A 23,164-nucleotide genomic window follows, 5' to 3' on the forward strand; every position below is an offset into this window, starting at 1 on the left:
GGCAGAAATGCGAGCACAATGACGAAACAGGTTTGTCGTCAGCCAGAGAGGGGGCGATGCCCCCTCTTTTCTTTTTCGTTCAGCGCTTCACGCCGTCAGGCGGAACGCCATTTGCGGGTCAGCGGTTTTTCCAGTTCCACGATCAGGAACATGGCGAAGCCGATGATAAAGGTGATCACCCAGTAGCGGAACGGCAGCCCGGTGGTGCCGAACAGCATCTGCATAAAAGGCGCGTAGATAATCAGCAGCTGCAGCACCAGCAGTACGCCGCTGACGATCCAGATCCCTTTGTTGGCCAGCAGACCTTTGGTTAACGAGAATCCATCCGATACGCGGCAGTTCAGCATATAGAACCACTGGGCGGTGACCAGAGTCTGCAACAGCACGGTACGGATAAACTCCGGCGAATAGCCGCGCGGCTGCAGCCAGGCTTCGAGAATAAAGGCGCTGACCGCAATCATTGACCCCACAAACGCTACGCGCCAGATGGCAAAGCCGTCCATCACGTGAATTTTCGGATCGCGCGGCGGCCGCCGCATAATATTTTTCTCACCGGCTTCAAACGCCAGGCCAAACGACAGCGTGGCGGAGGTGGCCATGTTCATCCACAGGATCAACACCGGCGTGAGCGGCAGTACGTTGCCCGCCAGCAGCGCGATCACGATCAGTAACCCCTGGGCAAGGTTGGTCGGCATGACGAAGAGAATGGTTTTCTTCAGGTTGTCATACACCCGGCGCCCCTCGCGGACTGCGCTGGCGATGGTGGCGAAGTTATCATCGGTCAGCACCATATCGGCGGCCTCCTTGGTCACCTCGGTCCCCTTGATCCCCATCGCCACGCCGACGTCAGCCTGCTTCAACGCCGGGGCATCGTTCACCCCATCGCCGGTCATTCCGACAATTTCTTTCTTACTCTGCAGAGCCTGCACCAGGCGGAACTTATCTTCCGGGCTGGTGCGGGCGAAGATATCAAACTGCTGCGCGGCTACGCTCAGCTGCGCGTCGTCCATCACCTCCAGCTCGCGTCCGGTAATGGCATTTCCCGCATTGCCAATCCCCAGCATCTTGCCGATGCTCATCGCCGTTTGCGGGTGGTCGCCGGTGATCATCTTCACGCGGATCCCGGCCTGCAGGCAGTCGGCAATCGCCGTGATGGCCTCCGGACGCGGCGGATCCATCATCCCGGCGACCCCTAGCAAAATCACCCCTTGCTGCAGATCCTGATGGGTCAGTTCGGTCTGGCCTGCGGCAGCCGGCTTCCAGGCTGCGGCCACCATCCGTAGCCCTTCCCGGGCGTACTCTTCAATTTTGCCTTCCCAGTACGGGAGATCCAGCGGCTGCAATCCGCTGTCGCTCTGCTGATACTGGCACAGGCGGAACAGGACATCCGGCGCGCCAGTGACCAGCACTACCTCCTCTTCACCCAGCCGGTAGAGGGTCGACATGTATTTATATTGCGAATCAAAAGGAATTTTACTGCGCAGTTCGCTGGTCAGCGGCGGCAGAGTGACCTTCGCCGCCAGCACCTTCAGCGCCCCCTCGGTCGGGCCGCCGGTGATTTTCCACAGCCCGCTCTCCTCTTTGATAAGCTGGCTGTCGTTACACAGATCGATGGTGCGCAGATAGCGCTCGAACAGCGAGCCGGGCGCGATCGTGACCGGCGTCGGATCGTCAATGGCGTGGATCTTACCGACCGGCTCATAGCTATCCCCTTCCACCCGATAGACGCTGTCGGCAGTGATCACCGCCTTCACCGTCATTTCGTTCATGGTCAGGGTCCCGGTTTTATCCGAGCAGATAACCGTCATCGCGCCGAGGGTTTCCACCGTCGGCAGCTTGCGGATAATCGCTTTCTGACGGGCCATCGCCTGTACGCCGAGCGACAGAATAATCGAGATAATCGCCGGCAACCCTTCCGGGACCGATGCCACCGCGAGGCTAATCAACGACAGCATCAGTTCGGAGACCGGCATATCGCGGAACAGCAGGCTAAAGACGAACAGCGCCGCCATCATCACCAGAATAAGGATAAAGATGGCTTTGCCCAGCTTGTCCATTTGCACCAGCAGCGGCGTGCGGTGTTTCTCAATGCCCGCCATCATTTGGTTGATATGGCCCAGCTCGGTATCGCCGCCGGTGGCCACCACGATCCCTTTTCCCGCCCCTGAGCTAACGGTGGTCCCGGAAAACAACAGGTTGCTGCGATCGCCGAGCGGTAAATCGCCGCTTAGCGGCTCGGTGGTTTTTTCCACCACCGTCGACTCGCCGGTGAGGATCGCCTCTTCCACCCGCAGGTTGTGCGCCTCAATCACCCGTAGATCGGCGGGAATACGGTCGCCGGCGCGGATCACCACGATATCGCCAGGTACCAGCGAGGTGGTGGGGATGGTTTCATGGTTGCCCTGACGGATCGCCACCGCCTCGCTGGACAGCATATTGCGGATACTCTGCAGCGATTTTTCCGCATTACTCTCCTGAATGAAGCCAATCAGCGCATTGACCACCGCCACGGCGAGGATCACCGCCATGTCGATCCAATGGCCCATCACCGCCTTGAGCAGCGCTGCCGCCAGCAGGACGTAGATCAGCACATCGTTAAAATGCGCAATAAAACGCAGCCAGGCGGGTTTACCCGGCTTCTGCGGCAGGGCGTTTTCGCCATACTGCTGCAGGCGCGTAGCCGCCTCTGTTCCGCTAATCCCTTCCGGCGAACTCTGCACGCTGGCGAGAGTCTCCTCGACGGAGCGCTGATAATAGGGCGCCCCCGGTTTATCTGTATTCATACTCTTTCCCTCGATTTCTGAAGCGGAAGTCAGGGCGACATCCCGCCATCATCAGCGCACAACGAACACTGGTACATGGGCATAGCGCACGATATTGGCCGCTTCCGAGCCCAGCAGATGAGTCTGGATCCCCGGATTGCGCGAACCGACAATCACCACATCCGCTTTCAGCTCATCGGCCAGGGCAATCACTTGATCGCGAACATTGCCACTGCGCACATAAAGATGGCTGGCGTCTTCCGCAAGCCCATTTTTCTTCACCAGCTCGCTCAGCTTTTCCTTAGCGGTATTAAGCAAATGGTCTTCCATCTTTCGGGCATCAGAGATAAATCCGCGGGTTAATACAGGAGAAAAGGCCGGAATAACATGGATAAGATGAATTTGCCCAGCAGAATGTTGGGCGAGGAATTTCGCATGAGAGAGCGCTTTGTCGGCCAGGCCCGCATCAAACACGTCAACGGGAACAACGATATTTTTATACATGAGATAATCCTTTTATTACCAATACAATGCGTAGTGATGAATAGCCCCTTACTTGGGGAGGAACGAAATCTCAACAACAGAAGCGGCGAGCGGAATAGATATTATTAAACGTAGCACAGGAAAATTAACATTAGAAAATGGCGGATTAATAGACTGAAAAATATTATAAAAACCGCATATTCCCTGCGGATCTCCTGCGCTTTCCCCTCAATGCCGCCAACGCTCGCGGCATTCTCTTTTTTAACACTTCATATTTTCTCCGACTATGCTGATTACAAGCAGGCATGCCGCTCCGAATGTCCGGTGGTCACAGTGGGGGCCGAATTAAATGACATTCACGGTTCGGGTGGGAGTAAAGGGAGGAAATTATGTTGGGTTATAGCCTGTTACGCCTGGGTTTGTTTGTCGCGCTGGCCATTGTCGCCTGCACAGCGGTGGGGCTCTTCACTTATCTGGTCGTCGCCGCTCTCGCAGAATAAGCAGGCGCCATGTAATAAAAATGTAAAATAAATCCTGAATCTGAGGGGAATATTGTGAACCGTTATTTTTCTCTCATCCCGGTTGTTATTATATTTACAACCGCTTGCGATCAGAAAGCACCCACCGTCGAGTCCGCCCCGCGCATGGTTAAAGTGGCGCAGGTGACCGCCGTGGGCAATACCCAGCAGCGAACGTTTCCGGCACGCATTGAGTCTGGCGATTCCACCGAACTGTCGTTTAAGCGGGGTGGCCAGGTGGAGTCGCTAGATATTCGTCAGGGGGCAAGCGTCGCCCAGGGGCAAACGCTGGCGCGCCTGAATGCCCGCGAGGCCCAGCAACGGGTCAATGAGCGGCAAACGGCGGCCACTCTCGCCCAGCGTCAGTTCGACCGCTTCCAGACTCTGGCCGGGCGCCAGGCGATTTCCCAGGCGGAGATGGACGTGCAGCGCGCCAATCGCGATGCCGCCAATGCGGCCTTAAAAATCGCTCGCGAAGAGCTGGCGCAAATGAGCCTCATCGCGCCCTTTAGCGGGATTGCCGCCGGCGTGCATATCCGCAACCATCAGGTGGTCGCCGCCGGCCAACCGGTGATCACCCTGACGCGGACCGACCTGCTGGATGTGGTCTTCAGCATTCCCGAAAATCTGTTCACCTCCCTGGATATCCGCAATACCGCCTACCGTCCCGTCGTCAGGATCAATACCCTGCCGGGCCGCGAGTTTACCGCGGAATACAAAGAGCATACCGGCAGCAGCGACAATAGCACCCTCACCTGGCAGATCGTGTTAACCATGCCGCGGCCAGATGATTTTCCCGCCGTCGGCGGGGTCAGCGGCACCGTGACGGTCAATCTCGGCAATTTACCGGCCAGCGCCGGACGGGAAACCCTCATTGTGCCAGCGGAGGCGGTGTTTAACCCCGATAACCGGCCAAAGAACGAGCCGGTAGTCTGGGTGGTGAAAGGCGATAACGCGCATCGATATCTTGAGGAGCGTAAGGTCACCGTCGGCGAGGTGACTTCGCAGGGAGTGGCGATCACCGACGGTCTCCGCGCGGGTGAACAGGTGGTTGCGGCGGGCGTGAGCGAGCTGCATGCCGGGCAGCCGGTGCGGGTCTGGACGCGTGAACGAGGATTATAAATGGATATTTCCCGTCAGTTTATTAACAACCCGACCCGCGTCTGGTTAGCCATTTTGCTGTTAGGGGTGGGTGGCCTGTTCGCCCTGCTCAATATCGGCCGCCTGGAAGATCCCGCCTTCACCATCAAAACGGCGGTGATCGTCACCCACTACCCTGGCGCGTCCGCTCAGCAGGTGGAAGAGGAGGTTACCCTGCCGCTGGAAAACGCGATTCAGCAGCTTCCCTCGCTGGATAACGTCAGCTCCATCTCCTCGAATGGCTTATCGCAAATTACGGTGAATATTGCTTCGCAGTACCATTCCAGCGAGCTGCCGCAAATCTGGGATGAGCTACGTCGCCGGGTCGGTGACGCCAGCCGCCTTTTCCCCCCTGGCGTAGTCCCCCCTTTCGTCAACGATGACTTTGGCGATGTGTTTGGCTTTTTCTTCGCTATCTCGGGCGACAGTTTTACCAACCCGGAGCTGGTGCGCTATGCCGAACAGTTGCGCCGGGAGCTGGTGCTGGTGCCGGGGGTCGGTAAAGTCGCTATCGGCGGCGTCATTCCGCAGCAGATCAATGTGGATATCTCGCTGGCGAAGATGGCGGCGCGCGGGATCACCCTCAACCAGCTCGCCGCAATCCTGGCCCGACTCAACGTGGTGTCCAGCGCCGGGGAGATCCGCGTTGGCAGCGAATCGATCCGCCTCCACCCCACCGGTGAGTTTCAGAGCATCGATGAGCTGGGAGATCTGCTGGTCAGCCCTCACGGCGCCAGCGCCACCACCCGACTGCGGGATATTGCTACGCTGTCGCGCGGGCTAACCGACTCGCCGGCCAGTATCTATCATGCCAACGGGCGCCAGGCGGTGACCATGGGAGTTTCTTTTATCCCTGGCGTCAACGTTATTGACGTCGGCCACGCTCTCGAGGCCCGCCTCCAGCAGATGGCCGCCGACAAACCGGCGGGCATCGACATCGCTATTTTTTACGATCAGGCAGCTGAGGTCGCCCACTCGGTCAATGGCTTTATTACCAATTTTCTGATGGCCCTGGCGATTGTCGTCGGCGTGCTGCTGGTATTTATGGGGGTGCGCAGCGGGATTATTATTGCTCTGTCGCTGGCGCTCAACGTTCTCGGCACCCTGCTTATCATGTATATCTGGGGGATCGAACTACAACGGATCTCCCTCGGAGCGCTTATCATCGCCCTGAGTATGTTGGTGGACAATGCCATTGTGATTGTCGAAGGGGTGCTCATCGCCCGTCAGCAAGGCTCTCCGCTGCTGGGCGCGATTAACTATGTGATCCGTCGCTCTGCCCTGCCGCTGCTTGGCGCGACGATCATCGCCATCCTCGCCTTCGCGCCGATTGGCCTCTCCCAGGACTCTACCGGGGAGTATTGCAAATCGCTGTTCCAGGTGCTGCTGATCTCCCTGATGCTGAGCTGGTTTTCCGCTCTGACCATCACCCCGGTGCTTATTAAGTGGTGGCTGTTTAAAAACGCCCCGTCGGCCGCCGCCGCGGAGGAAAAGGCCGATCCTTACCGCGGCAGCTTTTACCGTGGCTATCAGCAGGCGCTGCGAATACTGCTGCAGCAAAAGACCCTGACCCTGGTGCTGATGGGCGCGCTGTTAGCCGGAGCGATCTGGGGCTTTACCTTTGTTCGGCAGAATTTTTTTCCGTCATCGAATACGCCTATATTCTTTGTCGACCTGTGGCTACCCTACGGTACCGATATAAACGCCACGGAGAAGATGACCCGGGATATCGAGCGGTCGATAGCCGGTCAGCCGGGGGTGGTCACCACCGTCTCCACCATCGGCCAGGGCAGTATGCGTTTCATTCTCACCTACAGCGGGCAGCGCCAGTACAGCAACTACGCGCAGATTATGGTGCGGATGGATGATCAACGTGGCATCGCCCCTGTCACCCGCCACGTGGAGGACTGGATTGCCAGAAACTACCCGCAGGTTAACGCCAGCACCAAACGCATTATGTTCGGCCCCTCCGGAGATAGCGCGATTGAGGTGCGCATTAAGGGCCCAGACCCGGATACGCTGCGCGCGCTGGCGAGTCAGGTAGGCGATATCCTCGCCGCAGACCCGGCGACCGACAGCGTGCGTAATGACTGGCAGAACCGCAGCAAAGTGATCCGCCCGCAGTATTCCCCGGCGCTGGGACGCGAGCTGGGGGTGGATAAACAGGATATTGATAACGCGCTGGAGATGAATTTCTCCGGGAGTCGCGCCGGGTTATATCGTGAAGGGGCCGATCTGCTGCCAGTGATCGTCCGGCCGCCGGAAGCAGAACGTCAGGATGCCAACCATCTGAATAATGTGCTGGTCTGGAGCCAGAGTCGCCAGCAATATATCCCGCTGAGTAACGTCATCAATGGTTTCGCCCTGGAGTGGGAAGATCCGTTGATCCTCCGCCGGGATCGTACCCGGGTGCTGACGGTCCAGACCGACCCCAGCCCGCTAAGCGGCCAAACCTCGGGTGATATTCTCGCGCGGGTGAAACCGCGCATTGACGCACTGCCGCTGCCCCACGGCTACCGTATCGAATGGGGCGGCGATGCCGAGAACTCCAGTGAGGCGCAGCAGGGACTGTTTACAACCCTGCCGCTTGGCTATCTGGTGATGTTTATCATAACGGTGCTGATGTTCAGTTCGCTGAAAAACGCCGTCGCCATCTGGCTGACCGTTCCGCTGGCGCTGATCGGGGTCACACCCGGCTTTCTGCTTACCGGCATCCCCTTCGGCTTTATGGCCTTAATCGGCTTGCTCAGCCTGAGCGGTATGCTGATCCGTAACGGCATTGTGCTGGTAGAAGAGATAGAGCAACAAAAACAGGAGAAAGATCAAAGACAAGCTATTATTGATGCGGCAACCTCTCGTCTGCGGCCGATCCTGCTGACCGCCTTCACCACCGTACTTGGCCTGGCCCCGCTGCTGCGCGATGTCTTTTTCCAGAGTATGGCGGTGGTGATCATGTTCGGCCTCGCCTTTGCCACCGTGCTGACGCTGCTGGTTCTGCCGGTGATTTACGCCTGCTTTCACCATAAGGATATGACGCCTCAACGATGAACAGTACCGGTCTGAGCATTATCAAGACATTAGGCTGTATGACAGCGGTGACCTTTTTCACCATCTATAACACCTGGGATCGCTTTGATTATGACTATCACTGGATCCTCGGGCTGCTGACCTTTATCTCGACCATCGCGACGCCGCTGTTTTTTGTCGTGGCCGGCTATCTTGATGCGCAGACGCGCCACGATGCCAACTGGCAAATTGGTAAAATTAAAAGCGTGGTCATCGTCTTTCTGTTTTGGGTGACGGTCTATTATGTCTGGGAGCCTTACCAGCGCGGCTACCTGATCCAGCCCTGGTTTATTTTCGCCCTGATTGTCATCTATACCTTTCATCCTTTGATCGCCTGGCTCAGCCAGCGGCGCGGGCTCTTTTTCGCCGTGCTCCTGACGCTGCTGTGCTGCTCCTACGGTTACGACCTGCTCTCGGTGATCTACCCGGACAGACATCTTTTCAGTTTGCCGCCGCAGTATCGCCTGTGGACATGGCTACTGTTTTATTTAACCGGGCAGTTGTTTAACGATCCAAAGGTCGCGGAGTGGATACGCAACCCACAGGTGATTAAAGGGTCGATTATCGCCCTGCCCTTTGTCTATTTATTTACCTGGTTTTATGAACGCCATTTCTTCTTCGCCCTGTTTAAAGCAGATCGTAATGCGTTCATTCTCACGGGATCGCAAATTTATATCCTGATCGTCCTGCTGGTGATCGCCGCTAACGCCGTGCAGTTTAAAAAGAACCGCGAGTGGAAAGAGGCCGTGCTGGCGACGGTCAGTAAAGCGATGACCGGAGTTTATATCCTCCACTATTCCGTGTTTCACCTGCTGGTGATGCTCATCCCTGTGCATTCGCTAGCCACCAAGTTGGGGGTAATAGCGCTGACCTTTGTCCTGTCGGTGCTCATTTCCCTTGCCGCGCTCTCCAGTACGCTGCTCAGGAAGGTGATTACCTTGTAACCGACAACGGGACGATTTAGCGGAAGCTCCACTGGATACTGATCACAAACACGCTGGGAATAATAATGCCGCTTTCAACGGCGAAATAATCGGTGAAGTTATACTGGATAGCGTGGTAGATATAGGGTGAAAAGCCGATCCCCGTGGCGTCCTTAAAGTCTTTATAGGAGCCATGATCGCCGCAATGCTCGAAGGCGTCGAAGAAGAATTCGCCGGTATAGCCGTAAACGCCTTTGAAGGTCCACCCGCTGCCGCTGTGGTACCAGTCTCTTCTCACCCCCAGCGCCAGGCAGCGATCGTTGAAGCTGTTATTCATAGTGCCAAGCAGAAGGCTGTATTTGGAGTCTGCAGAGAATTTCCGCTCCACTGAGAAAAAATGATTTTCGAAATTCTCTGTATATTGTCCGTGATTATTGGTCAGATGGTAAACATAGGAACCGGTATTCACCGAATAGAGGTTAAGTTCGTTCGCCTGCGCGAGAGAGGCTAACCCGGCCAGGAGCATCACGCTTTTGCCGCGCATTTTCCCTCCTCAGTCCTCAAGGCCTGTCCAGGGACAGAAAGCTTTTGCCGTATTTACCGGTCGTGACAGGGGTATAAGACTCGACAGGGAAATGGGAAAAATAACGATGCCAAACCGCCGCGTCGTTACCAAAAAGCGTAGCACAGCCCTTATTCGCCAACAAATCGAATGGGCCGTTTACGACATGGCAGACGTTACCCCTTTACCTTACTGTGCAAAAAGCAGACAAAGCCTCATCATATTTTCCGCTATGCTCAGACTCCGACGCGGAAGAAAGCCACCTGTCGACGACAGCGTTGCTGTTTACCCCTTCGCGCGTCGGCGCAATTTCATGCATTTCGCCAGCCATGACAGAATTTTCACAATTGGCTTTCTTCTACCATCATCAGCTTCTTCCCGCTGGTTTTACAGCGAAATCCTGCACAACCCGGCTTTTCTGTACAAGTTATCAATTAATAAAATCATTATATATCAACAAATTAAAACACACACAAAAAATAAGCCGTTACGTTGTACATATAGTAATGAAAAAAGTTGTACATAGTGAAATCAGCGTCTATAGTTTTGGAGTGTTAACTGCTTGTTGCGCAACAAAGCGGGGAAGCTTGACGATTGCGCAGCGAGTCGGACGGTGGTTCCTGGTTATACATTTCCTGTTCGTGACTTGGCGCGTATCAACGGTACGCTGCGACTTTTATTGTCTGTTTGCTTTATACGTGGGAGAGTTCGAGCTATGCATATTAAAAATACCATTCCAGCAGAGTTTGTCTTCAATTCGGCCCTGATGAAGAATATTGAGAATACGCTCATTAAGCAGCACAGAACGGTAAATAATGAGCGGATGATTACGGAAATCCAGCATCGTCTGCAAACGGAAAGTAACGAAATACTTTCCGATCTCTATCTGCAGGCGCTGGATATGCTGTACAGCAAACCTCATCATTAAATAAACCCACTGTGCTGGCAGCAGGCTTCGACCTGCTGTACCGGCGCGCCTGGGTCTCTATCGGCTAACTGAGGCAAAAAAATGTCACACCATAATACTTGCTATCGTTCTGAGCATTACGATCTGTGGTTTGATAATGGTTTTCTTCTCTATGGGATGTCGCTGATCCTGAATAGCCTGCCGGCATCTTACTTCCGCAAAAAACATGTTTTCTTCACCAGCGACAATTATTTCGCGGTACTGCAGCACAACTATAATCGGCGGGATACATTATTTATTCTGTTAACCGAAGGCAACGATCTTAATTTTCTTAGTGAACTGCCTATGCTGCGCTTACCGGCCAACTCGACGCCGGAAGAGTTAAAGATATTTCTGCATCAACCCACCCGCTATTACAAAACCCATCCGGCGCCAGGCGCCTCGGTGCAGTTTACCGAGCGGGAAAAGAAAGTTATTCAACTTATCAGCAATGGCGAAGCAGTCGCCAGCATTGGCCGGTCGCTAAACCTGCATATAAAAACCATTTATCAGATCCGGCTGAATCTGATTAAAAAGCTCGGCTGCAGCGGTAGAACCGATTTTTTTAATATCAGCCGCAGCGAAACGTTCAAATCCTGGAGCCAGATTCACCTGTAACCCAGCACTCAAGCCCTGATCCGCACCACGGATCGGGGCGCTTAATTTTGGCCGTGAAAATGGATGCTGAAGCCCTGCTCCTGCCAGTGGCTGAGCAGCTCCTCCTGCAGAGGCGTGACGGCACGTCCGGTCCAGACGAAAATATGCTGCCCGGGAAATAGCTCAGGCCGCGGCGACTCCAGCGGTTCGGCGAGAACGTTGACATGCCAGCCGCGTTGGGAAAGACGCCATGCCTCCAGCCACAGACGCGTCCTGTCCTCATTGCTCCAGCCCACCAGCAGCGTCTCTTTGCCATTTTTTTTACGCGCTTCGGCGAGAAACAACGCTACGCAGTCAATTAACAGGCCGTCCAGCATGCTGCTAATCACCAGCGAGGTATTCTGATCCAACTTGAGACGCTGTCGTACCGGCACTAACAGGCTATCGATGAGGGTGTCGACGGGGTGTTGATGACTGAGCGCCATTAATTTGGCGCGGATTCTGGCGGGCTGCATATAACGCAGAATGGACATCATCTCTTCCTGAAGATGCGCGGATTCGTCGCGCGCCGCCGGCAGGTTATCCTCCAGCAGCGCTTTGACTTTCCCTACTGATACACCGCGCTCTATCCAGCGCTTGATCTCTTCGATACGCAGGATATCTTCTTCATCAAATTGTCGATGCCCGCCTTCGCTACGCTGCGGTTTCAGTAGACCGTAACGACGCTGCCAGGCGCGCAGTGTGACCGGATTGATTCCGCAACGTTCGGCGACTTCACCGATACTGTAAAACGCCATAGCAGCCTCACATCAACCTGATACCTTAATACCTAAACTAACGAATTCAGGCATCCTGTACAACTCTATTTTCTTGTACAGATAAAGATATCAGGTTGCGGCTCACAGCGCCCGGGAAAAAAGATGAAAAAATGTTTAGCTGATTTCGCGGTGGTTCATTTTTTCTCCGGCCATGCGACGGCGGGTAGGCCCCCCAGGCGCGCGCTGGCGAACAAATTACCCTGGAACTGTGAAATACCGGCTGATTCCAGCCACATCCACTCTTCAGCACGCTCAACGCCGACGGCTGAGACCGCAATCTCCAGAGAAGTACAGCATTTGATAATCGCCTGTACAATCGACTGGCGCGGTCCGTCCTGGTGGATATTGCGGATCAGCTCATGGTCGATTTTAATTCTGTCGGGTTGGTATTGCGCCAGCAGCGATAGCCCGGCAAACCCGGCGCCGAAGTGATCGATGGCAAGATTAATTCCCGCGCCCTTCAGTTTGCGCACCGCATCGGTAAAATCGTCCATCCGCGAAATCACTTCCCGCTCAGTGAACTCGACAATAATCTGCTCCGGAATAAGGTCATTGCGACTAATTTCGTCGAGCAGGAAAGCCACCGCATTCGGCGCTTTGACCATGGTCATCGGCAGTAAATTAATGCTTAACGCCTTATTACGTAAACCTAATTTTCCCGCCAGCGACAACGCCACCCGTTTACTGTGCAGGTCAGCGAGATAAATATCGTCCCCGGTCAGCCCGGCAAAATAGGCGCCGGGGGATTGCCCGTCCGGTGTACGCAACAGCGCTTCCCACGAAATAATTTCGCAGGCGAAAGGGTCGACAATCGGCTGGAAGGCAAAGGAACAACCTTCCGTATTATCGATAATCGGGGTATCAGGATAGAACGTCTCCTTATCAGGAATAAAAACCCAACTATCTGCGGAAGGAATCTCAAAATAGTTCGCTTTTTCTGTGGCTTCGACAAAAGTACGGAAAAATTGCAGCGCCCGGTCATCATAGGTGAGCTGATATTTTGACGTCCCCCGGTCCATCACCGCCTGCAGAACTTCCTCGCGATCGTGTTCGCGTAAATCAAACAGTTCCATCCCGACCTTACCAAAACGACGGGACGGCGCATAATCGCAAAGCAACTCCACCAGATTATAGTGGCGAGGATCCTGGCAGATATGCTGATAAATATCCTGAACCTTTTCTTCAGGCCCCTCAATGAGTTGAAAAAAATGCGTCCCGTTAAAAAGTAAAATACCGGTGACGTCCGCCTGCCCATTTCTTTCGTTTGCCCTGGCGACCATGGCCTCGATCGATTTGAATGAGACATTGTCGCAGATATGGCTGCGATAAATGATGGTGGTTAGCATAGTGATTCCAGATGGGAGGGATAAGCATTCACAGTAGCAGTTATCAGGCTAAGGGTCTCGTAAAACTACGTTTTGTCTTAACAAAAAAGATACACTAAAAATCCCTTCTTTGTGCAAGGTTTTCCCTTTTTTTCTTTCCTTGTACAACATGCAACGCTAAACCCCACCTTTACAAGCCAGAACCGCGCCAGGCAAAAAAAAATTAAACAATTAAAAATCATATAGTTAAACTAACATGAATCATTATTGTGCAACTTTGTGTGTACAGGTTAATAATTATTGTATAAGTTTAATGGCAGTTAACAGATGAATGAAATGAAAGGAGCACATATGCAGCAGAATGGTTACATTCCAGATACAGCGAACGCAATTGCCCAGTATTTCAACAAAGCATCTTTGCCTTCCCAGCAGGAAACCCTGGGTCAGATCGTGATGGATATTCTTAACGAAGGGCGTCATCTCAACCGCAAAGCGCTATGCACCAAACTGTTGAGCCGCCTGGACCGTGCTCGCGCGCCGGAGGAAGAGAGCCACTATCAGACCTTAATTGGTCTGCTGTTTGCTGGCCAGGAATAACGTCATCGATCGTCGCCTGTTGCAGCGCCGCAGTAGCAGATGAGGGGCGATCGCTTCCACAAACCTGCTGCTGACCTGAATGCCCGTTCGCCTATTCAGGAAAAGGGTGGCATGCATAGAGACGGTTATGAATAACAGTGAAACTGAGGAAATAACCGATGAAATCATCGGCGAGGCGGTTCTAGCGCTTCTGAAAACGAATCGCCCGATTACCACCCCGACCCTGCTGGTTCGACTTCGGTTAATGCAGGCGACAGAACCAGATCGCCAGCGTAGAAAGATCATCGCTGCCGTGATCGAAGAAATTTGCGCGAAGCTTATCCGTCAGCGGAAGTACGCGCCTTTACAGGTAAAGAAAATCAATGGCCGTTGGGAAACCAGAGGTTCGCTGGCGCCAGACAGCATGCCGTCGGAAGCTAAAAAGATCCACTGATTATCCCAACCATGGTGAATTAAACAGAGTGAGAATGTGATGAGACAGACTATGCATCAGCAACCAGATATTTACGCAAGACTGCAGGACACCGCGCTCTCCGACTATTTCCGTAACGCCGGTGATAAACTGGTTGATGAGTCCGCCGTCATGTCGCTCGCCATCAACAGTATTCTCCAGTCCGAGGGTCACCTGAACAATAAGGCCATTATTTTATGGCTGATTCAGGCGCTGGAAACCACCGATGACGTGGTGACCGCGGACGTGATCCGAAAAACACTGGAGATTGTCGTTGGCTACACCATGGACGATATCTAACGTCGCCACGCTTCTGGCCCGCCAGGACAACGCCTTCTCCGCAGAGCCTGTCCGCTCTGAGCAAAAAAAACCTCGCTAAGGCGAGGTTTTTTCTTTTACCTGATGGCGGTTCAGTGGGCGTTGACCACCACCCACATCGGCCCCTGCCCAACCGCATAGCGGCCTTTCTCCTGCAGCAGTCCCTGCTCACCGACGATGTCGTACACCGCGATATGGTGCGACTTCTGCCCGGCGGCAATGAGATATTTACCGCTGTGATCGAGGTTAAAGCCGCGCGGCTGGGTCTCGGTAGGCTGATAGCCTTCCACCGCCAGCACGCTACCATCTTCCGAAACGCTGAACACCGTGATGATGCTGGCGGTACGATCGCAGGCGTAAAGATGACGGCCATCCGGGGTGATATGAATATCCGCCGCCCAGCGCACGCCGCTAAAATCAGGCGGCATCATATCCAGGGTCTGTACACATTCGATGTTGCCCTTAGGATCTTTCAGCTCCCAGACGTCAATCGAGCTGTTTAGCTCATTGACGCAGTAACCATACTGCTGGTTGGGATGGAATACCATGTGACGCGGACCGGCGCCCTCGACGGTCGTCACTTCCGCGGGCTCCTGTGCCGAGAGGAAACCATCGTCGCTGAGGGTAAACAGGCAAATGCGATCCTGCTTCAGCGCCGGCACCCACAGGGTGCGATTATCCGGGGAGATATTGGCCGAGTGGCAGCCTTCCAGCCCTTCCACCACGGTGATGGTTTCGCCCGGCAGGCCATCGTGCAGCGGGGTCACGCTGACACAGCCCTGATTGTAGGAGGCGCTGAAGACAAAGCGGCCATGGTGATCCGTAGAGATATGGGTCGGGCTGCCCGGCAGCGCAGCTTCGCCCGCAAAGGTTAACGCCCCGTTATCCGGCGTGATGCGATAGGCCAGCACGCGAAACTCCGGACGAACGCCAACGTACAGAAATTCCTTGTTGGGGCTGACCACCATCGGCTGGACCTGCCCTGGGGCATCAACCACCTGCACCAGCGTCAGTTTGCCGTCCGCTTCAAGACTCCAGACATGGATTTGTTGGCTTTCCGGGCTGGCGGTATAAACGGTTTGTTTCATGACTACTCCTTCCCTCACTGCACGTGGAATTTTCATTTTCAGGATAACAGCACCCTGAAAATTATAAGACATCCGCCCATGATACTCGCATCGTCCGCCGAATTTCCGCCGGCCGGCGGCACAAAGGGCATACAGACATTCACGGCAGATGTGGAAAAATTGGTCCTGACGCCACGGCGGTGTACCATCATGGCCAGGTCACTTTTCAACATCAACCGGAAATAACACATGACAACACGCGTGATTGCCCTGGATTTAGACGGCACCCTGCTTACCAGCAAAAAAACCATTCTGCCCGCTTCGCTGGAGGCACTGGCCCGCGCCAGAGAGGCAGGCTATCAGGTCATCGTCGTCACCGGACGTCATCACGTCGCTATCCATCCTTTTTATCAGGCACTGGCTCTCGATACACCTGCAATTTGTTGTAATGGCACCTATTTGTATGATTATCATGCAAAAAAGGTTTTGGCCGCCGATCCTATGCCGGTGGAGCAAGCGGTAAGCCTCACTGCCATGCTTGCCAAACAGCAGATCCACGGCCTGGCATATGTGGACGACGCGATGCTTTATGAACACCCCACCGGGCATGTGATCCGCACCCGCAACTGGGCGCAAGCGTTACCGGAAGATCAGCGTCCAGTTTTCGCTCAGGTCGATTCGCTGGCGCAGGCGGTTCGCGAAGTTAACGCGGTATGGAAATTCGCTCTCACCGATGACGACATTCCCCGCCTGCAGCGGTTTGCGCAGCAGGTTGGCGAGACGCTGGGCCTCGAGTGCGAATGGTCGTGGCACGATCAGGTAGATATCGCGCGCGCCGGCAACAGCAAAGGCAAACGCCTGGCGCAATGGGTGGCCGACCAGGGGCTGTCGATGCAGGATGTGGTGGCCTTCGGCGATAACTACAACGATCTTAGCATGCTGGAAGCGGCGGGCACCGGGGTGGCGATGGGCAACGCGGTGGACGAGGTGAAAGCCCGCGCCAACATAGTCATCGGCGACAATGAGTCCACGAGCATCGCCGAGTTTATCTACCGCCAACTGCTGTAATCAGGCGGCGATCGACACGCTTTTGATCTGGGCAAACACCTGCTGACCTGGCGCTATCGCCAGGTCGTCCCGCGCCCATGGGCTAATCCTGGCCCATAGCAGACGGTCACTCACTCTGAGCTGCACTTCAATCTGTCCGTTGACCTCCAGACACTGAGCCACCTCGGCGCGCAAGATATTGCGGATGCTGGTCCCGGACGGCTGGGCCAGTGTCAGCGAAACGTCCGACGCCTGAATGCGGATCCGTGCGGTGTCGCCTGCGGGACGTTCGAGCCGGTTGACCCACAGCAACTGGTCCCCCAGCGCCAGGGCCGTCATCGCATACTGCGGGTGCTGCGCGGCGACGGTGGCGCTAAGGATCGTACTCTGCTGCTCCGCCGGCAGCCAGGGGTGCATCACGCTGCTGCTCCAGACCTCCTCCAGCGGACCGAAAGCTTTCACCTTACCGGCCTCCAGCACCAGCACACGATCGGCCAGATGCTGGATCTCATCCAGCGAGTGGCTGACGTAGAGCATCGGAATATGAATCTCCTGCGCCAGCCGCTGCAGGTAGGGCAATAGCTCGCGTTTGCGCGGAATGTCCAGCGAGGCCAGCGGCTCATCCAGCAGCAGTAGCTCTGGCGCGGTCAGCAGGGCGCGGCCGATAGCCACTCGCTGCTTTTCGCCGCCGGATAACCGGCCCGGCAGACGATCCAGCAAGGGCGCAATCCCCAGCAGATCCACCAGCTTATCGAACTGGCTGACCATGGATTTCGCCATCCCATACTGCAGATTGCCGCGCACTTTATAATGGGGAAACAGGCGCGCATCCTGAAAGACATAGCCGATACGGCGCTGCTCCGGCGCCAGGCAGATACGCTGCGCGGTGTCGTTCAGCACCCTGCCGTTGAGCACGATCCGCCCCGCCTGGGGTCGGGTCAGGCCGCTGATGGCGTTAATCAACGAGGTTTTGCCCGCGCCGGAGACGCCAAAGACGGCGGTGATCCCGCTGGCGGGCAGAGTTTCACGGATCTGCAGGCAGTGGCTACCGAGGGTCTGGGTAAAGTCCAGCTCCAGCATCATTATCCTCCCATGCGCTGGCGGCTCACGCGGGCCAGCCATTCCGAAATCAGCAGCGAAACCAGCGCCAGACCGATGGCGATGAGGCAGAGGCGGGCCGCCGCCCCCTCCCCGCCCGGGGTTTGAATCAAGGTGTACATCGCCGAAGGGAGGGTGCGCGTTTCACCGGGAATATTGGAGACGAACGTGATGGTCGCGCCAAACTCCCCTAACGAGCGGGCGAAGGCCAGCACCGTGCCGACAATAATCCCCGGCAGAGTCAACGGCAACGTAATGGTCAAAAATACCCGCCAGCGGCTGGCCCCGAGGGTTCTCGCCGCTTGCTCCAGTTTGACGTCCACCCCTTCCAGCGCCAGGCGAATGGCGCGCACCATCAGCGGGAAAGACATCACCGCCGCCGCCAGCACCGCCCCGCGCCAGCTAAAAGCAAAGCTGATGCCGAACCAGTCATACAGCCAGCTGCCAATAAACCCGCGCCGCCCCATGGCCACCAGCAGCAGGTACCCCACCACCACCGGAGGCAGCACCAGCGGCAGATGGAGAATACTGTCGAGCAGGGCCTTGCCGGGAAAGGTGCGCCGGACCAGCAGCCAGGAAAAAAAGATGCCAAAGGGCAGGCTCAAGGCCACCGCCAGGGAGGAGACTTTCAGGCTCAGCAGCACCGCCTGCCATTCGGGTTCGCTCAGAAACATCAGCGGGTGGTAAATCCGTAACGTTTAAAGATAGCGGACGCTTCCGGCCCTTTCAGGTAGTCATAGAAGGCGCTCACAGCCGCATTGCGGTGCCCATCGACAATCGCCAGCGGGTACTCGACTTTCTGATGCGAGGCTTCCGGGAAGGTGCCGACCACTTTCACCCCCTTGCTGGCCACGGCATCGGAGCCATAGACAATCCCCAGCGGCGCTTCGTTGCGCTCCACCAGCGCCAGCGCACCGCGCACGTCTTCAGCCGGGGCGAGCTTCGGCGACAACGTCTCCCAGGCACCGAGTTTCTGCAGTGCCTCTTTGGCATAGATACCGGCCGGGACATGCTGTGGATCGCCCACCGCCAGACGGCCTCCTTTCAGCAGGCTGGTCCAGTCGGTTTTCTCATCAATGGTTATCGCCCCCTGCGCACTGGCTTTCGGCGCGACCACTACCAGGCTGTTGCCAAGCAGAGTGGCGCGGGTTGCCGGATCGATGGCCTTTTTATCTGCCGCGTAATCCATCCATTTCTGATCGGCGGAGATAAACAGGTCCGCTGGCGCACCCGCTTCTATCTGCCGCGCCAGCGTCGAAGACGAGGCAAACGACGACACGACCTCGACGTTTTTTTCTTTCTTGTACGCCTGGGCAATATCCTGCATCGCGTTGGTTAACGATGCGGCGGCGAAAACGGTCACTTTACCCTCTGCCGCCAGCGCCTGACCCGCGACGCACAGCGTGAGTGATACCCCGACAACCCCGCGTAACCAAGAACCTGCCATCTTACTCTCCTGTCAATGCGTTATGTAGTCGATAATATAACGATATGCGAAGCGTTTTTATAGTGATACAGGACAATAAAACGAAGGGAAATGATACAGGAGGGAAATAGCACAGCGCCCGGTTAAACCGGGCGCCGGGAAATCAGTGATTTTGCTGGCTGCGATCTTTGTGGCCTACGCCGGAGAAGAGGTTGAACACTTCGCCAAGACCGTAAATCAGTCCCAGGATGACCGCCATCACCACCGGTACCATGATGACCGCAAAAACCAGACTTTTCAAAAGCTCTAACATGGTTCACTCCAGATAGTATGATTTCCTGATTGTAACGATTTCAGCCGAAAAAACACGTCCCATTTGTGCGGTGGGTAATGACCAACCGCGCAGAGAGGTTTTGCAAGTGGGCGACTATCGGTCACAATACCCTTTTTTGTCAGGAAACGATTATGCAGGCCGAAATTCTTCTCACCCTTAAGCTACAGCAGCGCCTGTTTGCCGATCCGCGGCGGATCGCCCTGCTCAAACAGATTGACCAGACCGGTTCGATAAGCCAGGGGGCGAAGCATGCGGGTATCAGCTATAAGAGCGCTTGGGATGCCATCAATGAGATGAACCAGCTCAGCGAACAACCGCTGGTGGATCGCGCCACCGGCGGAAAGGGCGGCGGCGGCGCGGTGCTGACCCGCTACGGGCAGCGTCTGATCCAGCTGTACGATCTGCTGGCGCAGATCCAGCAGAAAGCGTTTGATGTACTCAGCGATGACGATGCCCTGCCGCTGGATAGCCTGCTGGCGGCCATCTCGCGCTTTTCCCTGCAGACCAGCGCCCGCAACCAGTGGTTCGGCACCATTACCGGCCGCGATCGCCAGCAGGTGCAGCAGCACGTGGAAGTACTGTTGGCTGACGGAAAAACCCGCCTGAACGTCGCCATCACCGCGCAAAGCGCTGAGAAGCTGGGACTCGATGAGGGCCAGGAGGTGCTGGTCCTGCTCAAAGCGCCATGGGTCGGCATCACCCTCGATCCCGCAGCAGCCCGCCAGGCCGATAACCAGCTGTCGGGACGTATCAGTCATATCGAATGCGGGTCCGGACAGTGCGAAGTACTGATGACCCTGGCGGACGGTCAAACCCTGTGCGCCACCCTGCCACAGGCGCAGGCCGCTGGCCTGTCGGAAGGAACGGAGGCGATCGCTTACTTCAATGCCGATCGCATCATCCTCGCGACGTTATGCTGACCCCATTGACATTACGCGTCTGAAGTCGTATCCCTGATGCACATCGCTGCAAAAAATGGGATACATCATGTCATCATTGCAAATTTCGCAAGGCACGTTTCGCCTGAGCGATACAACGACCTTAAAAATAGACCACCTGAGCGTGGCGGCGGGTGAAAGCTGGGCGTTCGTCGGCAGCAACGGCAGCGGCAAATCCGCCCTCGCGCGGGCCCTGGCCGGCGACCTGACCCTGCTCAGCGGCCAGCGCGAAAGCCACTTCTCCCGCGTAACCCGCCTCTCCTTCGAGCAGTTGCAGAAGCTGGTCAGCGACGAGTGGCAGCGCAATAACACCGACCTGCTCAGCCCTGGCGAAGAAGATACCGGCCGCACCACCGCGGAGATTATCCAGGATGAGGTGAAAGATCCTGCCCGCTGCGCGCGCCTGGCCGAACAGTTTGGCATCAGCGCCCTGCTGGACCGCCGGTTTAAATACCTGTCGACCGGGGAAACGCGTAAGACCCTGCTGTGTCAGGCCCTGATGACCGATCCGCAACTGCTGATCCTCGATGAACCTTTCGACGGTCTCGACGTCAACTCCCGCCAGCAGCTGGCTGCCCTGCTGGCCGACCTGCACAGCGCTGGCATCACCCTGGTGCTGGTGCTCAACCGCTTCGATGAGATCCCGGAGTTTGTGCAATTCGCCGGCGTGCTGGCTGACTGCACCCTTAGCGAGACCGGCGAGAAGTCTTCCCTGCTGCAGCAGGCGCTGGTCGCCCAGCTGGCGCACAGTGAAAAACTGGACGGCATCACCCTGCCGGAGCCGGATGTCCCACCGGCCCGTCATGCGCTGGCAGACTCGGCGCCGCGTATCGTGCTCAACGACGGCGTGGTCTCCTATAACGATCGCCCGGTCATCAATCACCTCTCATGGACCGTGAATCCGGGCGAACACTGGCAGATCGTCGGTCCCAACGGCGCCGGTAAATCTACGCTGCTGAGCCTGGTCACCGGGGATCATCCGCAGGGCTACAGCAACGATCTCACGCTCTTTGGCCGCCGGCGCGGCAGCGGTGAGACCATCTGGGATATTAAAAAGCATATCGGCTACGTCAGCAGCAGCCTGCATCTGGACTACCGGGTCAGCACCAACGTCCGCAACGTCATCCTGTCGGGATATTTTGACTCGATCGGCATTTATCAGGCGGTCTCCGACAAGCAGCATAAGCTGGTGCAGCAATGGCTGGATATTCTCGGCATCGATAAGCGCACCGCCGACGCGCCGTTTCACAGTCTGTCGTGGGGCCAGCAGCGGCTGGCGCTTATCGTCCGCGCGCTGGTGAAGCATCCAACCCTGCTGATCCTCGATGAACCGCTGCAGGGGCTGGACCCCCTCAACCGCCAGCTGGTGCGCCGCTTTGTCGACGTGTTGATTGGCGAAGGGGCCACACAGCTGCTGTTTGTCTCGCACCATGCGGAAGATGCCCCGGACTGTATTACCCATCGCCTGGCGTTCGTTCCCAGTGGAGACGGTTACACTTATCAGCTCGGCCCCGTGGCCTGACGCCCCCTGCCGGGGATCGAAAGATCCCTGGTATTTTTCAGAAAAATAGCGCCAAACAAACCTAAGCCATTGAATTAAATTTAAAAATATAAAATTTACGTTATTTACACCCCAAGTGTAAACGATTCCACTAACTTGCCCTATGTCACACTTTTCACTTCTTTGATATGCTATCTTCCTCACAAACGATAAGCCGAATGGAGCGAATCATGAAAGTTCTGGTTACAGGTGGTAGCGGTTACATTGGAAGTCATACCTGCGTTCAACTGCTGCAGCAGGGACACGAGGTGGTGATCCTCGACAATCTCTGCAACAGCAAGCGCAGCGTACTGCCGGTGATTGAACGTCTCGGCGGCAAAGAAGCCACCTTTATTGAAGGCGATATTCGTAACGAAGCGCTGATGACGGAGATCCTCCACGATCACGCCATTGAGGCAGTGATCCACTTCGCCGGGCTGAAAGCCGTCGGGGAGTCCGTCGCCAAGCCGCTGGAATATTACGACAATAACGTCACCGGCACACTGAAATTAGTCTCTGCCATGCGCGCCGCTGGCGTGAAGAACTTTATCTTTAGCTCCTCCGCTACCGTCTACGGCGATCAGCCGAAAATCCCGTATGTCGAAAGCTTCCCGACCGGCACCCCGCAAAGCCCTTACGGCAAAAGCAAGCTGATGGTAGAGCAGATCCTGACCGACCTGCAGAAAGCCCAGCCGGAGTGGAGCATTGCCCTGCTGCGCTACTTCAACCCGGTCGGCGCCCACCCGTCGGGCGACATGGGGGAAGACCCGCAGGGGATCCCGAACAACCTGATGCCCTACATCGCCCAGGTCGCCGTTGGCCGTCGCGAATCGCTGGCCATTTTTGGTAACGACTATCCGACCGAAGATGGTACCGGCGTGCGCGATTACATCCATGTGATGGACCTCGCCGATGGCCACGTCGCTGCCATGGAAAAACTGGCTGACAAAGCCGGGGTGCATATCTACAACCTTGGCGCCGGCGTCGGCAGCAGCGTGCTCGACGTAGTCAATGCTTTCAGCAAGGCCTGCGGCAAACCCATTAACTACCATTTCGCGCCGCGCCGCGATGGCGACCTCCCGGCCTACTGGGCGGATGCTGCCAAGGCCGACCGCGAGCTGAACTGGCGCGTAACGCGCAACCTGGACGAAATGGCGCAGGACACCTGGCACTGGCAGTCCCGTCATCCGCAGGGTTATCCAGACTAA

At 56.1% G+C, this 23,164-nt stretch carries 23 protein-coding genes; 12 read left to right on the top strand and 11 right to left on the bottom strand.

Annotated features, from left to right (window positions below; genetic code table 11):
- Positions 1 to 95: 95 nt before the first annotated feature.
- Positions 96 to 2,783 carry a cation-transporting P-type ATPase gene (locus tag KB890_RS06480; RefSeq protein ID WP_019705953.1) on the bottom strand — a complete coding sequence of 896 codons (2,688 nt, stop codon included), beginning with the start codon at positions 2,781 to 2,783 and terminating at the stop codon, positions 96 to 98.
- Positions 2,784 to 2,834: 51 nt separating this feature from the next.
- Complete coding sequence (locus tag KB890_RS06485; protein ID WP_004183465.1) at positions 2,835 to 3,266, bottom strand: universal stress protein; 432 nt, start codon at positions 3,264 to 3,266, stop codon at positions 2,835 to 2,837.
- A gap of 533 nt (positions 3,267 to 3,799) precedes the next feature.
- Here KB890_RS06485 and KB890_RS06490 point away from each other — a divergent pair.
- From KB890_RS06490 to KB890_RS06500, 3 genes are read left to right on the top strand one after another with little or no spacing between them, the layout of a single operon-like run.
- Positions 3,800 to 4,885: an efflux RND transporter periplasmic adaptor subunit gene (locus KB890_RS06490; RefSeq protein ID WP_004147662.1), complete on the top strand. Its 1,086-nt coding sequence runs from the start codon at positions 3,800 to 3,802 to the stop codon at positions 4,883 to 4,885.
- Positions 4,886 to 7,951: an efflux RND transporter permease subunit gene (locus tag KB890_RS06495; protein WP_019705951.1), complete on the top strand. Its 3,066-nt coding sequence runs from the start codon at positions 4,886 to 4,888 to the stop codon at positions 7,949 to 7,951.
- Between the two features lie 38 nt (positions 7,952 to 7,989).
- Entirely contained in the window at positions 7,990 to 8,913 is a 924-nt protein-coding gene (locus KB890_RS06500; RefSeq protein ID WP_002895284.1) for an acyltransferase, read from the top strand.
- 16 nt (positions 8,914 to 8,929) lie between these two features.
- Here KB890_RS06500 and KB890_RS06505 read toward each other — a convergent pair whose 3' ends face one another.
- Together KB890_RS06505 and KB890_RS06510 are read right to left on the bottom strand one after the other, a co-directional pair.
- Positions 8,930 to 9,436, bottom strand: coding sequence for a hypothetical protein (locus KB890_RS06505; protein WP_002895283.1), 507 nt, complete (start codon positions 9,434 to 9,436; stop codon positions 8,930 to 8,932).
- A gap of 202 nt (positions 9,437 to 9,638) precedes the next feature.
- On the bottom strand, positions 9,639 to 9,785 hold the full coding sequence (locus KB890_RS06510; protein WP_009483834.1) for a hypothetical protein: 147 nt from the start codon (positions 9,783 to 9,785) through the stop codon (positions 9,639 to 9,641).
- Between the two features lie 384 nt (positions 9,786 to 10,169).
- Between KB890_RS06510 and KB890_RS06515 the strand changes: the two genes are divergently transcribed.
- Positions 10,170 to 10,382 (top strand): biofilm development regulator YmgB/AriR family protein, encoded by a 213-nt coding sequence (locus KB890_RS06515; RefSeq protein WP_002895280.1) that lies wholly within the window; start codon positions 10,170 to 10,172, stop codon positions 10,380 to 10,382.
- 81 nt (positions 10,383 to 10,463) lie between these two features.
- Complete coding sequence (locus tag KB890_RS06520; protein WP_004151695.1) at positions 10,464 to 11,018, top strand: helix-turn-helix transcriptional regulator; 555 nt, start codon at positions 10,464 to 10,466, stop codon at positions 11,016 to 11,018.
- A gap of 41 nt (positions 11,019 to 11,059) precedes the next feature.
- Here the strand turns inward: KB890_RS06520 and KB890_RS06525 are convergent, their stop codons facing one another.
- The gene (locus KB890_RS06525) at positions 11,060 to 11,794 is read right to left on the bottom strand and encodes a MerR family transcriptional regulator (protein WP_020324027.1); all 735 of its coding nucleotides are present in this window, start codon (positions 11,792 to 11,794) and stop codon (positions 11,060 to 11,062) included.
- 155 nt (positions 11,795 to 11,949) lie between these two features.
- Complete coding sequence (locus KB890_RS06530; protein WP_004176831.1) at positions 11,950 to 13,161, bottom strand: diguanylate phosphodiesterase; 1,212 nt, start codon at positions 13,159 to 13,161, stop codon at positions 11,950 to 11,952.
- 330 nt (positions 13,162 to 13,491) lie between these two features.
- Here KB890_RS06530 and ycgZ point away from each other — a divergent pair, with 330 nt between their 5' ends.
- The 3 genes from ycgZ to KB890_RS06545 all read left to right on the top strand — a co-directional run bounded on the left by ycgZ (position 13,492) and on the right by KB890_RS06545 (position 14,488).
- Complete coding sequence (gene ycgZ / locus KB890_RS06535) at positions 13,492 to 13,737, top strand: regulatory protein YcgZ (protein WP_004151693.1); 246 nt, start codon at positions 13,492 to 13,494, stop codon at positions 13,735 to 13,737.
- Between the two features lie 127 nt (positions 13,738 to 13,864).
- The gene (locus tag KB890_RS06540; RefSeq protein ID WP_004147654.1) at positions 13,865 to 14,170 is read left to right on the top strand and encodes a hypothetical protein; all 306 of its coding nucleotides are present in this window, start codon (positions 13,865 to 13,867) and stop codon (positions 14,168 to 14,170) included.
- Between the two features lie 51 nt (positions 14,171 to 14,221).
- Entirely contained in the window at positions 14,222 to 14,488 is a 267-nt protein-coding gene (locus KB890_RS06545) for a biofilm development regulator YmgB/AriR family protein (RefSeq protein WP_002895168.1), read from the top strand.
- Positions 14,489 to 14,598: 110 nt separating this feature from the next.
- Here the strand turns inward: KB890_RS06545 and pgl are convergent, their stop codons facing one another.
- Positions 14,599 to 15,594: a 6-phosphogluconolactonase gene (gene pgl / locus KB890_RS06550; protein ID WP_004183458.1), complete on the bottom strand. Its 996-nt coding sequence runs from the start codon at positions 15,592 to 15,594 to the stop codon at positions 14,599 to 14,601.
- Between the two features lie 228 nt (positions 15,595 to 15,822).
- Between pgl and KB890_RS06555 the strand changes: the two genes are divergently transcribed.
- Complete coding sequence (locus KB890_RS06555) at positions 15,823 to 16,641, top strand: pyridoxal phosphatase (protein WP_002895164.1); 819 nt, start codon at positions 15,823 to 15,825, stop codon at positions 16,639 to 16,641.
- Here KB890_RS06555 and modC read toward each other — a convergent pair whose 3' ends face one another.
- The 4 genes from modC to KB890_RS06575 all read right to left on the bottom strand — a co-directional run bounded on the left by modC (position 16,642) and on the right by KB890_RS06575 (position 19,457).
- Positions 16,642 to 17,700: a molybdenum ABC transporter ATP-binding protein ModC gene (gene modC, locus KB890_RS06560; protein ID WP_004179075.1), complete on the bottom strand. Its 1,059-nt coding sequence runs from the start codon at positions 17,698 to 17,700 to the stop codon at positions 16,642 to 16,644.
- A gap of 2 nt (positions 17,701 to 17,702) precedes the next feature.
- A complete protein-coding gene (modB, locus tag KB890_RS06565) occupies positions 17,703 to 18,392 on the bottom strand; it encodes a molybdate ABC transporter permease subunit (protein ID WP_002895159.1) in 690 nt (229 codons plus the stop codon).
- Positions 18,392 to 19,165, bottom strand: a complete 774-nt coding sequence (gene modA / locus KB890_RS06570; protein WP_004176834.1) for a molybdate ABC transporter substrate-binding protein — start codon at positions 19,163 to 19,165, stop codon at positions 18,392 to 18,394. Before modA ends, modB begins: the two co-directional genes overlap by 1 nt.
- A gap of 142 nt (positions 19,166 to 19,307) precedes the next feature.
- A complete protein-coding gene (locus KB890_RS06575) occupies positions 19,308 to 19,457 on the bottom strand; it encodes an AcrZ family multidrug efflux pump-associated protein (protein ID WP_002895156.1) in 150 nt (49 codons plus the stop codon).
- 152 nt (positions 19,458 to 19,609) lie between these two features.
- Between KB890_RS06575 and modE the strand changes: the two genes are divergently transcribed.
- The 3 genes from modE to galE all read left to right on the top strand — a co-directional run bounded on the left by modE (position 19,610) and on the right by galE (position 23,164).
- Entirely contained in the window at positions 19,610 to 20,398 is a 789-nt protein-coding gene (gene modE / locus KB890_RS06580; RefSeq protein ID WP_020324037.1) for a molybdenum-dependent transcriptional regulator, read from the top strand.
- 67 nt (positions 20,399 to 20,465) lie between these two features.
- Positions 20,466 to 21,938 carry a molybdate ABC transporter ATP-binding protein ModF gene (gene modF, locus KB890_RS06585; RefSeq protein WP_020324028.1) on the top strand — a complete coding sequence of 491 codons (1,473 nt, stop codon included), beginning with the start codon at positions 20,466 to 20,468 and terminating at the stop codon, positions 21,936 to 21,938.
- A gap of 209 nt (positions 21,939 to 22,147) precedes the next feature.
- The gene (galE, locus tag KB890_RS06590) at positions 22,148 to 23,164 is read left to right on the top strand and encodes a UDP-glucose 4-epimerase GalE (RefSeq protein WP_002895150.1); all 1,017 of its coding nucleotides are present in this window, start codon (positions 22,148 to 22,150) and stop codon (positions 23,162 to 23,164) included.

Source organism: Klebsiella sp. P1954 (assembly GCF_018199955.1).
Taxonomy (GTDB): domain Bacteria; phylum Pseudomonadota; class Gammaproteobacteria; order Enterobacterales; family Enterobacteriaceae; genus Klebsiella; species Klebsiella pneumoniae.

Bases quoted from the DNA above. Each gene is read 5' to 3' on its own strand.
- KB890_RS06480 (WP_019705953.1), bottom strand. From the start codon at position 2,783: ATGAATACAGATAAACCGGGGGCGCCCTATTATCAGCGCTCCGTCGAG.
- KB890_RS06485 (WP_004183465.1), bottom strand. From the start codon at position 3,266: ATGTATAAAAATATCGTTGTTCCCGTTGACGTGTTTGATGCGGGCCTG.
- KB890_RS06495 (WP_019705951.1), top strand. From the start codon at position 4,886: ATGGATATTTCCCGTCAGTTTATTAACAACCCGACCCGCGTCTGGTTA.
- KB890_RS06500 (WP_002895284.1), top strand. From the start codon at position 7,990: ATGACAGCGGTGACCTTTTTCACCATCTATAACACCTGGGATCGCTTT.
- KB890_RS06505 (WP_002895283.1), bottom strand. From the start codon at position 9,436: ATGCGCGGCAAAAGCGTGATGCTCCTGGCCGGGTTAGCCTCTCTCGCG.
- KB890_RS06510 (WP_009483834.1), bottom strand. From the start codon at position 9,785: ATGGCTGGCGAAATGCATGAAATTGCGCCGACGCGCGAAGGGGTAAAC.
- KB890_RS06515 (WP_002895280.1), top strand. From the start codon at position 10,170: ATGCATATTAAAAATACCATTCCAGCAGAGTTTGTCTTCAATTCGGCC.
- KB890_RS06520 (WP_004151695.1), top strand. From the start codon at position 10,464: ATGTCACACCATAATACTTGCTATCGTTCTGAGCATTACGATCTGTGG.
- KB890_RS06525 (WP_020324027.1), bottom strand. From the start codon at position 11,794: ATGGCGTTTTACAGTATCGGTGAAGTCGCCGAACGTTGCGGAATCAAT.
- KB890_RS06530 (WP_004176831.1), bottom strand. From the start codon at position 13,161: ATGCTAACCACCATCATTTATCGCAGCCATATCTGCGACAATGTCTCA.
- ycgZ (WP_004151693.1), top strand. From the start codon at position 13,492: ATGCAGCAGAATGGTTACATTCCAGATACAGCGAACGCAATTGCCCAG.
- KB890_RS06540 (WP_004147654.1), top strand. From the start codon at position 13,865: ATGAATAACAGTGAAACTGAGGAAATAACCGATGAAATCATCGGCGAG.
- KB890_RS06545 (WP_002895168.1), top strand. From the start codon at position 14,222: ATGCATCAGCAACCAGATATTTACGCAAGACTGCAGGACACCGCGCTC.
- pgl (WP_004183458.1), bottom strand. From the start codon at position 15,594: ATGAAACAAACCGTTTATACCGCCAGCCCGGAAAGCCAACAAATCCAT.
- KB890_RS06555 (WP_002895164.1), top strand. From the start codon at position 15,823: ATGACAACACGCGTGATTGCCCTGGATTTAGACGGCACCCTGCTTACC.
- modC (WP_004179075.1), bottom strand. From the start codon at position 17,700: ATGCTGGAGCTGGACTTTACCCAGACCCTCGGTAGCCACTGCCTGCAG.
- modB (WP_002895159.1), bottom strand. From the start codon at position 18,392: ATGTTTCTGAGCGAACCCGAATGGCAGGCGGTGCTGCTGAGCCTGAAA.
- modA (WP_004176834.1), bottom strand. From the start codon at position 19,165: ATGGCAGGTTCTTGGTTACGCGGGGTTGTCGGGGTATCACTCACGCTG.
- KB890_RS06575 (WP_002895156.1), bottom strand. From the start codon at position 19,457: ATGTTAGAGCTTTTGAAAAGTCTGGTTTTTGCGGTCATCATGGTACCG.
- modE (WP_020324037.1), top strand. From the start codon at position 19,610: ATGCAGGCCGAAATTCTTCTCACCCTTAAGCTACAGCAGCGCCTGTTT.
- modF (WP_020324028.1), top strand. From the start codon at position 20,466: ATGTCATCATTGCAAATTTCGCAAGGCACGTTTCGCCTGAGCGATACA.
- galE (WP_002895150.1), top strand. From the start codon at position 22,148: ATGAAAGTTCTGGTTACAGGTGGTAGCGGTTACATTGGAAGTCATACC.